Raw genomic sequence first — 14287 nt, 5'->3', positions numbered from 1 at the left:
GGTACGTTTTGTCAAGGTTGGTGGGGGAAGGCCAGAGAGCAGGATAGATGCGAGGGGGTGACCCCCTCGCGCTCCCGGGACGTCTTCCGGCGCTGGTCAAGCGCTTTGGGGAGGTGCTGCGTTCGATCTCGCTGTTGCGCTGGAAGGACGAGGGCAGCCCTTCGACAGGCTCAGGGAAGGCGGTTTGGGGGGTAGGGGTGGTTCTTGCTTCCAAGGCCGTCATGCCAGCGTAGGCTGGCATCGCTCTCGGTTTGCGGAACGGTTGGCGCGCGCGACACGGCCAGCGTCCCAGCCTTCGCTGGGATGACGCTGGGGGCGGGGGCAGGCGCTGCCTCCACTCCCCGTCCGTCCTGAGCTTGTCGAAGGACTGTTCTTATTTCTTGGGGCCGCACCCCCTCCCCTTGGTGGGGAGGAGGGGTTCATGCAACCAGGCTTGCGGGCACCTTGATCGGCATGTCGAGCAGTTGCTGCGCCTTGCCCTTGGCGAGGGGGTCTAGGCGCAGGGAGGAGAACTGGCCGCCGCCGAGCGCGTCGAGGAAGTGGAGGTTTACCGCATCGAGGCCGGGCAGGTCATAGCGCAGCACGGCGGGATTGGCGCCGCCTTCGAATTCGTGCGCGAACCACTTGAGCATGGCATCGGGCGAAAGCGCGGCGCGGATCCAGGGGAGGGCGTCGGGCTTGCGGGCGATGACGCCGATGTTGAAGGCATCGCCCTTGTCGCCGCTGCGGCCCCAGGCGACTTCGACCAGCGGGACTTCGACGAGCTCTTCGCCGCGCGCGTCGGGTTCGGCGGGCGGGACGGGGCGTTCGATGGCGGATGCGTCGAAGACGGAGGCGGGGACGGGCTCGGTCAGTGTTTCCTGGGCATCGCCCAGCGTGATGGTGACGGGCACGGCATCGCGCGCAATGGCGACGGAGAACACGCGGAACACCGGGGTGACTTGCGCGCGGGCGCCGAACCAGCCGGCGGTGCCGACCGACATCGAGGTGGTGGGGCTGTCGAATTCGCGCAGGAAGGGTTTGAAGGCCTCTTCCTCGTCATGCTCGGCGGCGAGCTTGTAGACCACTTCGCGGGTATCGGTGTTGCGCGCGTTGGCGCCGTAGCTCGATTCCGCGCCGATCAGTTCGATGCGGCTGGCGCGATAGGGGCCCATGTTGCGATCGCGCAGCATGCGATTGCAGCGGGCCAGCACGGCTTCTGCCTGGCGCTGCGCCTTCCTGGCGGCATCGCGACCGACCAGCGCCATGAAGCCGATGCAGCGGAAGCCGTCGGCCCAGGTGACGCAGACCTTGTATTTGCCGGTGGGCGCGCGGCCGATCGAGCCGGTGACGCGCACGCGGTTCTCGCCGACCTGTTCGAGGCGGACTTGCGTGAAATCGCAGGCGACGTCGGGCAGGAGATAGGCCTGCGGATCGCCGACTTCGTAGAGGATCTGTTCGGCGACGACCGCCTTGTTGACGAGGCCGCCGGTGCCTTCGGGCTTGGTGACGATGAACGAACCGTTGGCATGGGCTTCGACGATGGGATAGCCGATGTTCTCCCAATCGGGCACGTCTTCCCAGTCGGTGAACAGCCCGCCCGATCCTTGCGCGCCGCATTCGATCACGTGACCGGCAAGGCTGGCCTGCGAAAGCTTGTCGTAGTCGGTGGGCGCCCAGCCGAATTCGTGGATGCAGATGCCGAGCGTGAGCGCGGAATCGACGCAGCGACCGGTGATGACGACATCGGCGCCCATGGCCAGCGCCCGGGCGATCGGGCCGCCGCCGAGGTAGGCGTTGGCGGTGATGATCTTGTCACGCGGCGGGAAGGGCGCGTGGGTGAACATCTCGGTCTGGTCGGCGATGTCGTCGAGACGGCCGAGCATGTCGTCGCCTTCGAGATAGGCGATCTTGAAATCGGGGTAGCCCGCTTCGGCCGCGATCGCCTGCATCCGCGCAACGCAGGCTTTGGGGTTCACGCCGCCGGCATTGGTGACGATCTTCGTGCCGGTGGCCTTCAGCGCGCCGAGGTTGTCCTTCCACACCCATTCGGTGAAATCGCTGGCATAGCCGAGGTCGGCGCGGTGGCGCTTGAGGCTGCCCAGCGCCGACATCGTCGCTTCGGCGAGGTAATCGAGGATCAGGTAATCGACCCCGCCCGCGATCAGCTGCGTTGGCGCGACGCTCGAATCGCCGAAGAAGGCGCAGGCGCCGCCGATGCGCACGGTTCTGGACATGAGGATCCTCTCTATGGTTATTTAACCGATGGATTAACATGCGCGGGGCCGGTGGCAACCCGTTAGTGCAAGGCAATTGCCGGGGCCATTTCACGGCTTGCCTTGCCGCGCCATCCGGTCCAGTTTAATGGGGCGATTAAACAAATCGCCGCGTCGCCGCAGGGCGCACGTCAGGCAGTGTTGGGACAGGAAAACAAAGGGATGTCGATCCTTTACGACGAGGGGCAGCAGGCAATCGCGACCGAATCGCGGCGCGTTCTGGAAGCCCGCACGAGCAAGGACCGCTTGCTCAAGTTGCTGACGACCACGGGTGAGGTGGACAAGCCGTTCTGGGATACGGCGGTCGAGCAGGGCTGGACCGGCCTTGCCATCCCCGAGGAGCATGGCGGGCTGGGCCTGAGCCTTGCCGAACTGGGCCTGGTGGCGCAGCAGGCGGGCGCGGTGATCGCCGGCGCGCCCTATCTGACCGTGGGCTATGGCGCTTCGCAGGCGCTCGTGGCGAGTGGCGTTGCCGAGGCGCAGGCCGCGTGGCTGCCGAAGCTGGCGGCGGGCGAAGCGATCGGCACCGTTGCCTTTGCCGAAGGCACCGCGCCGCTTCCGGCCAATCCGAAAGTGACCTTCGCCGACGGCAAGCTGTCCGGCACCAAGCCGGGCGTGACCGCGGGGATCACCGCCGACGTTGCGGTGGTGCTGGCCAGCCATCAGGGCAAGCCTGCGCTGGTGCTGGCCGATCTTGCGGGCGTGACGCGCAACGCGATCGACAGCTACGACAACACCCGGCTCTATGCCGACCTGGTGTTCGACGGCACGCCGGCGACGCTGCTGGTCGAAGGTGAGGCGGCATCGACGCTGGCGCTCGACCTGCTCGCCCGCATGGCGGTGGTGACCGCGCACGAGCAGACCGGCGCTGCCGAAGCGCTGCTGTTCACCGCGCGCGACTATGCGCTGACGCGCAAGGCCTTCGGCCAGCCGATCGGCGCCTTCCAGTCGGTGAAGCACCGCATCGCCGAGCTTTACGGCTTCGTCGAGATCGCGCGGGCCAACTGCATCCATGCGGTGGCGAGCGAGGGCAAGGACAACTTCCTTCTCGCCGCGGCCGACGCGCGGATTTCGGCGACCGACGCCTATGACACCGCCGCGCGCGATACCGTACAGATCCACGGCGGCATCGGCGCCACGTGGGAAGGCGGCCTGCACCTGCACATGCGCCGCGCGCGCAGCCTTGCCGTGGAGCAGGGCAACCTGATGTTCTGGGAAGACCTTCTGGTGGATCACCTGGGAGAAGCGGCATGACCGATTTCGAAGCCTACCGCGCCAGCGCGCGCGAATTCCTCGAATCCGTGGCCGGAGAGTTCGGCAAGGACGCCCGGCGCGGGCTGGACGTGGAGCAGGACCTGGCGCTCGGCCGTCGCTACATGGCGACCAAGTACGACGCCGGGTTCGGCGGGATCAGCTGGCCCAAGGAATACGGCGGGCAGGGGCTGACCCACACGCACAAGCTGATCTTCGACACGGAAGAGGCCAAGTACGGCATGCCGGTGGTCTATTTCGGCATTTCGCTGGGCATGCCGGTGCCGATCCTGATGCACTACGGCCAGGACAAGGACTTCGTGAAGGAGCGCATCGTCAAGGCGCTGCGCGGCGAGGAGATCTGGTGCCAGCTGTTCTCAGAACCTTCGGGCGGATCGGACCTTGCAGGGCTTCGCACCCGCGCCGAAGTGGACGGCAACGGCTGGCGGCTCAACGGGCAGAAGCTGTGGACCAGCTGGGCGCAGTATTGCGACTATGGCGTGATCGTGGCGCGCACCGATCCTACCGCGCAGAAGCACAAGGGCCTGACCTACTACTGGGTCGACATGAAGGCGCCCGGTGTCGAGGTGCGGCCGGTGAAGCTGGCGGCGGGGGACAGCCACGTCAACGAAGTGTTCTTCGACGACGTGCGGCTGGAAGACAGCCAGCGCATGAGCCCGGTGGGCGGCGGCTTTGCCGTGGCGATGCACACGCTGATGATCGAACGCTATATCGCAACCGACAGCGCCGGCTTCGGCCCCCCGCTCGACGTGTTCGTCGAACTGGCCAAGACCACCGACTACAACGGCCGCCCAGCCATTTCCGACGGGCGCATCCGGTCGCAGATCGCGCGCAACCACGCGATGCGCGCAGGGCTGGAATCGATCACCGCGCGCGCCATGCTGATGATGCAGGCGGGCATGGAAGCGGGGCCGGAAGGTTCGCTCAACAAGCTGGTGGCGGTGCGCAGCCGGCAGAAGCTGTCGGAGCTGGCCATGGACCTCAAGGGCCAGTCGGGCTTTGCCTATAGCGAGCACAACTCCCCGCGCGAGGACTGGACCAACAGCTGGATCAGTGCGCCCACCGGCCGCATCGCCGGCGGCGCGGACGAGATGTTGCTCAACACCATTGCCGAACGCATCCTCGGCCTGCCGCAGGATCACCGCCCCGACAAGGGCGTGCCGTTCAACCAGATCCCGGCCTGACGCGCCGGCAACCTCTTGCCCGTCGCCTTTGAGGGAAGGCGGCGGGCATCCCTTTTTCAAGAAGCTTCGAGGGGGGCTTTTCCCATGGCTTTCAAGACCCGCATCACCGAAATGCTCGAGATCGAGCATCCGATCGTCCAGGGCGGCATGATGAATGTCGGCACCGCCGAGATGGCTTCGGCCGTGTCGAACGCGGGCGGGCTCGGCATCGTCACCGCGCTGACCCAGCCAAGCCCTGAAAAGCTGCGCGAGGAAATCGAGCGCACGCGGAGCATGACAGCCAAGCCATTCGGCGTGAACATGACCGTGTTCCCGACGATCAATTCGCCCGACTACAAGGCCTATGCCCAGGCGATCATCGATGGCGGCGTGAAGGTGGTGGAAACCGCCGGCACCCCAGCCGTGCGCGAGATCTGGGAGCAGCTGAAGCCCCACGGCATCAAGATCCTGCACAAGTGCACCGCGGTGCGCCACGCGGTTTCGGCCGAAAAGGCGGGCGTGGACGTGATCTCGATCGACGGCTTCGAATGCGCCGGCCATCCGGGCGAGGACGACATTCCGGGCCTGATCCTGATCCCCGCCGCAGCCGACAAGGTGAAGATCCCGCTGCTGGCGAGCGGCGGCTTCGGTGACGGGCGCGGCCTGGTCGCGGCGCTGTCGCTGGGGGCCGAAGGCATCAACATGGGCACGCGCTTCTGCGCCACGGTCGAAGCGCCGGTGCACGACAACGTCAAGCAGGCCTACATCGACAACGACGAGCGCGGCAGCCACCTGATCTTCCGCAACTTCAAGAACACCGCGCGCGTGGGCAAGAGCGCGGTTTCGGACGAAGTCGTGCGCCGTCTGGCCCAGCCGGGCGCGGTATTCGAGGACGTGCGCGAACTGGTGGCGGGAACGGCGGGCAAGGAACTGCTCGACACCGGCGACCTGTCGAAGGGCGTGTTCTGGGCCGGCATGATCCAGGGGCTGATCCACGACATCCCCACCTGCCAGGTGCTGATCGACCGGATCATCGCCGAAGCCGAAGGCATCATCGAGGGCCGCCTGCAGGGCTTCCTGAAATGAAGATCGACACCAGCATCGCGGCGGTGGTGACGGGCGGGGCTTCGGGCCTTGGCCGCGCGACCGTCGAGGCGCTGGCGGCGGCGGGCGCGAAAGTCGCGATCTTCGACCTGAACGAGGAACTGGGCGCCGAAGTCGCCGCGGCGACCGGCGCGCTGTTCGTGAAAGTGGACATCACCGACGAAGCTTCGGTCGAGGCGGGCTTTGCCACGGCGCGCGCCGCGCACGGGCAGGAACGCGTGACCGTCCACTGCGCGATGGTCAACCGCAAGGGAAAAACCGTGGGCCGCAACCGCGAGACGGGCGCCTTCACGCGGTTTTCGAGCGAGGACTATGCCTTTGCCGTGCACGGCATCCTGACGGCCACCTACCGCGTGGCGTCGCTGTCGGCGCTGGGCATGGCGGGGCTCGATCCGCTGGAGGATGGCGAGCGGGGCGCGATCGTGCTGACATCGTCGGCGGCGGCGCAGGATGCGCAAGTGGGGCAGATCGCCTATGGTTCGGCCAAGGCGGGTGTCTCGGGCCTCGTGCTGCCGATGGCGCGCGACTTGATGGATCTGGGCATCCGGGTCAACGCGATCCAGCCGGGGATATTCAACACGCCCCTGCTTGCCCGCAACACGCAGAAGGTGCTGGACGGGCTGAACGCTTCGGTCCCGTTCCCCAAGCGCATGGGAAAGCCGGAAGAATTCGCCAGCTTCGCGCTGGAACTGATACGCAACACATACTTCAACGGGCAGAGCATCCGCCTTGACGGCGCGATCCGCATGGCCCCGCGATAAAGACGAGAGGAACGTTTCAATGGGTCAGGTAGGCACCACCGAAGTCGTCGACGGCATCGGCATTCTCACCATCGACAATCCGCCGGTCAACGCGCTGAGCGCGGCGACGCGCCAGGCGCTGGCCGACGGCTTCGGCGAACTGTTCGCCAACGACGAGGTCAAGGCGATCGTGCTGATTTGCGCGGGCCGCACCTTCATCGCCGGCGCGGACATTTCCGAATTCGGCAAGGAATCGAAGGGCCCCGATCTCAACGCCGTGTTCAAGACGATCGAGGAAGGCACCAAGCCGGTGATCGCCGCGATCCACGGCACCGCGCTGGGCGGCGGTTACGAAACGGCGCTGGTGTGCCATTACCGCGTGGCAGTGCCTTCGGCCAAGGTCGGCCTGCCCGAAGTGAACCTGGGCCTGCTGCCGGGCGCGGGCGGCACGCAGCGCCTGCCGCGCATCGTCGGCATCGAGGCCGCGCTCGACATCATCACCGGCGGCAAGCCGATCGGCGCGAAGAAGGCGCTGGAATTCGGCATGATCGATGCGCTGGCCGAAGAGGGCAAGCTGCGCGAAGGCGCGATCGATTTCGCGAAGAAGCTGGTGGCGGAGGGCGGCCCGCTGGTGCGCGTGCGCGACCGGCAGGACAAGGTCGAACCCTATCGCGGCAAGAGCGAAGTCTATGCCGAATACCTCAAGAAGAACGCCCGCGCGTTCCGCGGCTTCAAGGCGCCGTTCAACATCGTAAAGGCGATCGAGGCTTCGGCCGAGTTGCCCTTCGACCAGGGCATGGAGCGTGAGCGCGAACTGTTCCTCGAACTGCTGACCAGCACCGAGAGCGCGGCGCAGCGCTATTACTTCTTCGCCGAGCGCGAAGGGGCGAAGGTGCCCGACCTGCCCAAGGGCACGCCCGAGCGCGAGATCAGGAAGGTCGGCGTGATCGGTGCCGGCACGATGGGCGGCGGCATCACGATGAACTTCCTCAACGTGGGCATTCCGGTGACGCTGGTGGAAATGAACCAGGCCGCGCTCGACCGCGGCGTGGGCGTGATCCGCAAGAATTACGAGAACACCGCCGCCAAGGGCCGCATGACCGCCGAACAGGTGGAACAGCGCATGGCGCTGATCACCCCGGCACTGGGGCTGGAGGCGCTGTCGGACGTCGACCTGGTGATCGAGGCGGTGTTCGAGGAAATGGGCATCAAGAAGGACGTGTTCGGCAAGCTCGACGGCATTGCCAAGAAGGGCGCGATCCTCGCTTCCAACACCTCGTTCCTCGATCTGGACGAGATCGCCTCGGCGACGAGCCGCCCGCAGGACGTGGTGGGGCTGCACTTCTTCTCGCCCGCCAACGTCATGCGCCTGCTGGAAATCGTGCGCGGGGCGAAGACGGCGGACGAAGTGCTGGCGACCGCGCTGAAGGTTGCCAAGACCATCGCCAAGGTGCCGGTCGTGTCGCGCGTCGGGCCCGGCTTCATCGCCAACCGCGTGATGGCGCCGCGCTCCTACGCCGCGAATGCGCTGGTGCTCGAAGGGCCGACCCCGTCGGACATCGACGCCGCGATCTTCAACTATGGCTTCGCCATGGGCCCGTTCGCGATGACCGACCTTGTCGGCCTCGACGTGATCGGTCGCGGCAGCAACGAGCGCACGCTGTCGGGCGACCTCGTCAAGCTGGGCCGCCTGGGCCAGAAGTCGGGCGGGGGCTTCTACGACTATGACGAAAAGCGCAAGGCATCGCCCAGCCCGGTGGCGGCGCAGGTGATCGCCGATTTCGCCAAGGCCAAGGGCGTGACCGCGACCGGCGCGCTGAGCGAGCAGGACATCGTTGCCCGCCTGCTCTACCCCGTGGTCAACGAAGGCGCCAAGGTGCTGGAAGAAGGCGTGGCGATCCGCGCAAGCGACATCGATGTGGCCTGCATCCTGGGCTATAACTGGCCGCTCTACACCGGCGGGCCGATGTTCTGGGGCGATACCGTCGGCCTGTCGAAGGTCGTCGAAGGGCTGAAGGCCGCCGGCATCGAACCGTGCAAGCTGCTGGTGGAAAAGGCGGCAAGCGGCGGCAGCTTCACCCGCGGGTGAGCTTTTGACCGACGGTCAATACGAGGGGGCGGTCCGGCGGGCCGCCCCTTTCGCATGTGGCGCGGGGTTCATGGTTAAGACCTCTTAAACGCCGGGCCGCTATGCCTCGCGGTCATGGCGACGATCATGGCGACGGGGGCTTTGGCGCAAGGCGACGAGACGCGGCGTGGCGAGCGGGCCGCTGCGTGGTGGCCTGCGCTCGCGATCCTGCTGATGGCGCTGGCGTGCCGGTTGTGGTGGTTCGGCAATCCGGCGACCGACCTCGACGCGCCGTTCTATTCCTACGTCGGCAATGCCATGCTGCACGGGCAGCTGCCGTATGTCGACGTGTGGGACCGCAAGCCGATCGGGCTGTTCCTGATCTATGCCGCCGCGCACGCGGCATTCGGGCCGGGGGCGAATGCCTACCTGACGGTGGCGCTGGGCTTTGCCTGGGGCGGGGCGTTCCTGACCTTCCTGATCGCGCGGAGGCTTGCCGGGCAGGGAACCGGGCTTGTTTGCGCCGCGCTCTACCTGCTCGGGCTAGACGCCTATGGTTCGCGCGGCGGGCAGAGCGAGCTGTTCTTCGCGGTGCCGTGCCTTGCCATGGCGTGGCTGTTGGTCGTGCGGCGGGGGAGCTTTCGCGCGCTGGCGCTGGCCATGCTGCTCGGCGGGATCGCCATCCAGATCAAGTATTCGGTCGCGCCGTTCTGTGCGGTGGCCGGCCTGATCGCGCTGGTGCAGCGCTGGCAAGTGTATCGCCGGCCGTTGCGGCTGGGCGCTGAGGCGCTGGGCTTTGCCGCCATCGGGCTCGCGCCGACGCTGCTGGCGTGGCTTGCCTATGTGGCGATGGGCGAAGGGCAGGCGTTCGTCTTTGCCAACTTCGTGTCGATCTTCCTGCGCCCGGTGACGGTGGGGCGCTGGCCGGCGGAGACGTTGGCGGCGATCGGGCCGCTGTTCCTGACCGCCGCGGTGGGGCTGTGGGCCTTCTTCCGCATGGGGCGAAGCTACGCGAAGGGCGACTATGCCATCCTTGCCGCGCTGGCCGCAGGGGCGATCGCGGCGATCTTCAGCACGGCCAATGTGCTGGCCTATTACTACGCCTTCCTGGTCCCGTGGGCGGTGCTGCTGGCCGTGCCGTTCATCGATGTGCGCGTGCGGGCAGGTCAGATTGGCGCGGCGCTGCTGCTGGCGGCGTTCCTGGTCGCCGCGAACTATCCATCGCGCATCGCCGAGAGCCGGCGCGACGTGGCGACGTTCGACCGCATCGTGCAGCGCATCGGCGATGGCGGGCGCAGGGGCGGGCTCTATGTCGTCTACGGGCCTTCGTCGCTTTATCTTGCGACGGGGACGCAAGGGGGGCGGTTTGCCTTCCCTTCGCACCACAGCGCCGGGTTCGAGGACGGCGCGCTGGGTGTGTCGCAGCGCGCGCTGGTCGAGGCGGCGCTGAACCGGCATCCGCGCTTCGTGGTCACGCTGACCGACCCGCGCATGGACCCGCAGTCGCACACCGCGCCGATCGTGGCGCGGGCGATGCGGCAGGGCTACGTGGCGCGCGAGCGGGGCACGATCCTGTCGCAGGACCTGACCTTGTGGGAGCGACGCTGACACGAAAAAGGCCCGGCGCATCGGGTGCACCGGGCCTCTGTCGGTTGGTGGGGCTGACGATCAGCCGAGCTTGCGCAAGGGCTCGCTGCCGTCCCAGTTCTTGCCCGCATCCTTGATCATCTGGAACAGGCCGGGTGCAGCGGCAGTGTTCTGCAGCAGTTCGATCACGTGGCCCGGGCCCCCCCCGCCATCTCTGGCACCTGGATCGACGTAGATCACTTCGCCATCATCGCCGACCTTGCCTTCGACCAGCACTTCGGCACCCGCTTCGGCACAGGCGGCGCGCGCTTCGGCGATGGAATCGACAAAGATGCAGATGTGGTGCAGCTGGTCGGTGACCGCGTATTCGCCAGTGTAGATCGACGGTTCGCGGTTTTCCGGGCGGATCAGCTCGATCTGGACATCGCCCCAATAAGCGATGGCGATCGAGAACATCGCGTCCGTGGGCACGCCCTTGTACTTGCAGTCGGTGAGCTGGATGTTCTCCATCAGGAAGAACGGGCCCACGCCCATCGTCTGCGTCCAGTACTTCAGCGTGGCGTCGAAGTCCGAGGGCAGGTAGGCGAGCTGGCCGACCGGACCCAGTTCGTGGATCTTGCGGGTCATTGGAACAGCCCTTCCGGCGCTTCGATCAGGCCCTTCAGCGTCTGGAGGAACTGCGCCCCTGCTGCGCCGTCGATGGCGCGGTGGTCGACCGACATGGTGAACTGGATGCGGCTTTCGAAGCCGATGTCCCCGTTCGGCAGCTCGACCGCCACCTTGTTCACGCCGCCCACGGCAAGGATCGCGCCCTGCGGCGGGTTGATGATCGCATCGAACTGTTCGATCCCGAACATGCCGAGGTTGGAGACGGAGAAGGTGCCGCCGTCCATGTCCTCGTAGCCAAGGCGACCGGCCTGCGCCTTGTCGATCAGGGCGCGCGTGGCGGCCGCGATCTGGGCGATGTGCATCCGGTCCGCCTGCCGCACGATCGGCGTGACCAGGCCCTTGGGGCTGGCAACCGCGATGGCGACATCGGCGTGCGGGAACACGTGGACGCTGTCACCATGCACCTGCACGTTGACGTCGGGGTGCCTGACCAGCGCGAGCGCCACCGCCTTGACCAGGTAGTCGTTGATCGAGGCCTTGACGCCCAGCACCATGTTGGCGGTCTTGCGCAGGGCGATCAGTTCGTCGACCGCAGCCGAGACGCGCAGGTAGAAGTGCGGGATCGTCTGCTTGGCTTCGGTCAGGCGCTTGGCGACGACCTTGCGCACCTTGTCGAAGGGCTGGATCTGCGGGCGGTTGTCCACCGGCTCGAACGGCGCGCCGAACACAGGCGCCCCTGCCGGAGCCTTCGGCTTCACCAGCGCGAGCACGTCGGCCTTGCTGATGCGGCCGCGCGGGCCGGTGCCGGCAAGGCCCGACAGATCGATGCCGTTCTGCGCGGCGATGCGGCGCGCGAGCGGCGAGGCGAAGATCGCGCGGATCTCTTCAGGCAGCAGCGCGGTGCCGCGATAGCTGGCCCCGCGTTCGGGCTTCAGCGCCTGGGCCACATCCTGGTAGGTGATGCGCCCATTGCGGCCCGAACCTTCGATCCCTTCGATGTCGACGCCTTCGGCTTCGGCAAGCTTGAGCGCTTCGGGGCTGATCGGACGGTTGGTGACGATCTTGATCGGCTGGCGCGCAGGGGCTGAGGCGGCTGGCGCAGCCGGGGCAGGGGCGGGCGCTTCTGCAGCTGCGCCCGCGCCAGCCTTGGCCGCGACCGCGGTGTCGGCCGGCTTGAAGGCTTCGACGAAGGCATCGACTTCGGCGTCGGTGGCGTCGGCATCGGCGAACACGGCGAGGAGAGCCCCCACCGGGTGCGCATCATCCCCTGCCGGCACGAGCAGGCGCTTGAGCACCGCGTCGTATTCGGCCTCGACCTCGTTGGTGATCTTCGCGGTTTCGATCAGGCAAAGCGTCTGGCCCTTGGAAAAGGCCTCGCCTTCCTTGACCATCCACTCGGCGATGGTCCCCTCGGTCATTTCGATGCCCCACTTGGGCATGCAGAACGGGCGGATATTGGCCATGTTCTGGCTCCTCAGCGGTAAGAGAGAACCTTGCGCACCGCCGCCTCGATCTTGTCGGCCGAGGGAAGGTAGGCAGATTCCAGCTCGCGCGCGAACGGGACGGGGGTGTGCGGCGGGTTGACCGCCTGCGGCGGCGCCTTGAGGCTGGCGAAGGCCTTGTTGGCCACGGTCGCGCAGATGTCGCTGGCAAGGCTGCAGCGCGGCGGCGCTTCGTCGACGACGACGAGGCGGCCGGTCACTTCGACCGAATCGAGGATGGTCTCTTCATCGATCGGGCTTGTGGTGCGCAGGTCGATCACGTCGCAGCCGATGCCTTCGGCGGCAAGCTTGTCGGCCACCGCTTCGCAGAAGCCCAGCAACAGGCCGGTCGACACGATCGTCACGTCCTCGCCCGCGCGGCTGAGGCGCGCGTGGCCGAAGGGGATGGTGAAGTCCTTGTCGTCCGGCACTTCGCCGGTGACGCCGTAGAGCGCCTTGTGTTCAAGGAAGATCACCGGATCGTCGTCGCGGATCGCCTGGCGCAGCAGGCCCTTCACGTCGGCTGGCGTGCTGGGCATCACGACCTTGAGCCCGGGCATGCCGGTCAGCATCTGGTGCACCGCCTGGCTGTGCTGCGCGGCGGCGTTGTAGCCCGCGCCATAGGCCATGCGGATCACCGCCGGGCACTTGGTCTTGCCGCCGAACATGTAGCGGAACTTGCCGATCTGGTTCCAGATCTGGTCCAGCGAAACGCCGATGAAGTCGGCGAACATCAATTCGGCCACCGGACGCTTGCCCGACAGCGCGAGGCCCGCCGCCGCGCCCACGATGGCGCTTTCCGAAATCGGCGTGTCGATCACGCGCGCGGCGCCGAACTTGCCGTATAGGCCGGTCGAGGTTGACCAGATCCCGCCGATGGCTTCGGGGCCGCCGGGCGTGCCCATGCCGCCGACGACGTCTTCACCCAGCACGACGACGTTTTCGTCGCGCTCCATTTCTTCCGCGATCGTCGTCACGACGGCGTCGCGATACATCATCTTGGCCATCTCGTTCGCTCCCCCGATCAGTACGAAATGTAGACGTCGGCAAGGACGTCTTCGGCGGTCGGGCGCGGGGCGGCCTTGGCCTGGCGGACGGATTCCTCGATCGCTTCGAGCACTTCGGCATCGAGCGCGTCGAGATCGGCGTGATCGAGCAGCTTGGCGTCGGTCACGCTCTTGCGGAAGTTCTTGAGGCAATCGCGCATCTCGCGGATGCGGTCGAGTTCGCCCGGGCCGCGGTAGCGCTGGGGATCGCCCTCGAAGTGGCCGAAGAAGCGTTCGGTATCGAATTCCACCGCCGCCGGGCCGTTGCCGGGCACCCGGACATAGTCAAGCACTTCGCGCATCGTCTCGTAGACCGAGAAGAAGTCGGTGCCGTCCCCGCGCCACACCTTCATGCCGAAGGCTTCGGCGCGGCTGGCGATGTCGTTGCTGGTGCCCACGGCATATTCGAAGCCGGTGTGTTCGGAGTAGTGGTTGTTTTCGAAAACGAACACGCATGCGGCTTTTGTGACGACCGCCATGTTCATCGCTTCGAAGGTGGTGCCCTGGTTGCACGCGCCGTCGCCCGAGAAGGCGATCGCCACCGCGCCCTTGGCATCGATCTTGGCGGCGATGCCCGCGCCGACCGCGATCGGGGCGCCCGCGCCGACGATGCCGTTGGCGCCGAGCATGCCCTTGTCGACATCGGCGATGTGCATCGATCCGCCCTTGCCCTTGCACAGGCCTTCGCGGCTGCCCCAGATTTCCTTCATCATGCCGTTCACGTCGCAGCCCTTGGCGAGGCAGTGGCCGTGGCCGCGGTGGGTCGACACGATCTTGTCGTCATCGGAAAGATGTTCGCACACGCCCACCGCGACGGCTTCCTGCCCGCAGTAGAGGTGGGTGAAGCCGGCGATCTCGCCGGTCTGGATATCCACGTGGAGCCGTTCTTCGAACTCCCGGATCACTTTCATCTGTCGATAGGCGCGCAATAGCGCCTCACGGCTCAGCTGCATCCTGCTTCT

The 14287-nt window shown here is 66.8% G+C and carries 11 protein-coding genes; 6 read left to right on the top strand and 5 right to left on the bottom strand.

The window, feature by feature from the left end; genetic code table 11:
* Window positions 1-419: 419 nt before the first annotated feature.
* Window positions 420-2216, bottom strand: a complete 1797-nt coding sequence (locus HHL27_RS08675; RefSeq protein ID WP_169493005.1) for an acyclic terpene utilization AtuA family protein — start codon at window positions 2214-2216, stop codon at window positions 420-422.
* Between the two features lie 201 nt (window positions 2217-2417).
* Between HHL27_RS08675 and HHL27_RS08670 the strand changes: the two genes are divergently transcribed.
* The 6 genes from HHL27_RS08670 (at window position 2418) to HHL27_RS08645 (ending at window position 10210) form a co-directional block, all read left to right on the top strand.
* Window positions 2418-3509 (top strand): acyl-CoA dehydrogenase family protein, encoded by a 1092-nt coding sequence (locus HHL27_RS08670; protein WP_169493004.1) that lies wholly within the window; start codon window positions 2418-2420, stop codon window positions 3507-3509.
* Window positions 3506-4711 carry an acyl-CoA dehydrogenase family protein gene (locus tag HHL27_RS08665; RefSeq protein WP_169493003.1) on the top strand — a complete coding sequence of 402 codons (1206 nt, stop codon included), beginning with the start codon at window positions 3506-3508 and terminating at the stop codon, window positions 4709-4711. Before HHL27_RS08670 ends, HHL27_RS08665 begins: the two co-directional genes overlap by 4 nt.
* Window positions 4712-4795: 84 nt before the next feature.
* Complete coding sequence (locus HHL27_RS08660; protein WP_169493002.1) at window positions 4796-5776, top strand: NAD(P)H-dependent flavin oxidoreductase; 981 nt, start codon at window positions 4796-4798, stop codon at window positions 5774-5776.
* The gene (locus HHL27_RS08655) at window positions 5773-6555 is read left to right on the top strand and encodes an SDR family oxidoreductase (RefSeq protein ID WP_169493001.1); all 783 of its coding nucleotides are present in this window, start codon (window positions 5773-5775) and stop codon (window positions 6553-6555) included. The genes HHL27_RS08660 and HHL27_RS08655 overlap by 4 nt, the downstream gene beginning before the upstream one ends.
* 19 nt (window positions 6556-6574) lie before the next feature.
* Entirely contained in the window at window positions 6575-8623 is a 2049-nt protein-coding gene (locus HHL27_RS08650; protein ID WP_169493000.1) for a 3-hydroxyacyl-CoA dehydrogenase NAD-binding domain-containing protein, read from the top strand.
* 114 nt (window positions 8624-8737) lie between these two features.
* Complete coding sequence (locus HHL27_RS08645; RefSeq protein WP_169492999.1) at window positions 8738-10210, top strand: ArnT family glycosyltransferase; 1473 nt, start codon at window positions 8738-8740, stop codon at window positions 10208-10210.
* A gap of 60 nt (window positions 10211-10270) precedes the next feature.
* On the opposite strand, the gene HHL27_RS08640 is transcribed toward HHL27_RS08645, so the two are convergent.
* From HHL27_RS08640 to HHL27_RS08625, 4 genes are read right to left on the bottom strand one after another with little or no spacing between them, the layout of a single operon-like run.
* Window positions 10271-10816 carry a VOC family protein gene (locus tag HHL27_RS08640; RefSeq protein ID WP_169492998.1) on the bottom strand — a complete coding sequence of 182 codons (546 nt, stop codon included), beginning with the start codon at window positions 10814-10816 and terminating at the stop codon, window positions 10271-10273.
* Window positions 10813-12261: a dihydrolipoamide acetyltransferase family protein gene (locus HHL27_RS08635; protein WP_169492997.1), complete on the bottom strand. Its 1449-nt coding sequence runs from the start codon at window positions 12259-12261 to the stop codon at window positions 10813-10815. The genes HHL27_RS08640 and HHL27_RS08635 overlap by 4 nt, the downstream gene beginning before the upstream one ends.
* An 11-nt stretch (window positions 12262-12272) precedes the next feature.
* The gene (locus HHL27_RS08630) at window positions 12273-13286 is read right to left on the bottom strand and encodes an alpha-ketoacid dehydrogenase subunit beta (RefSeq protein ID WP_169492996.1); all 1014 of its coding nucleotides are present in this window, start codon (window positions 13284-13286) and stop codon (window positions 12273-12275) included.
* 17 nt (window positions 13287-13303) lie between these two features.
* The gene (locus HHL27_RS08625; protein WP_169492995.1) at window positions 13304-14278 is read right to left on the bottom strand and encodes a thiamine pyrophosphate-dependent dehydrogenase E1 component subunit alpha; all 975 of its coding nucleotides are present in this window, start codon (window positions 14276-14278) and stop codon (window positions 13304-13306) included.
* Window positions 14279-14287 lie beyond the last annotated feature (9 nt).

The organism is Novosphingobium olei (genome assembly GCF_012927405.1).
Lineage (GTDB): Bacteria > Pseudomonadota > Alphaproteobacteria > Sphingomonadales > Sphingomonadaceae > Novosphingobium > Novosphingobium olei.
The sequence above is the reverse complement of the archived record's forward strand: the minus strand, read 5'-3'. Positions and strand labels throughout refer to the sequence as shown.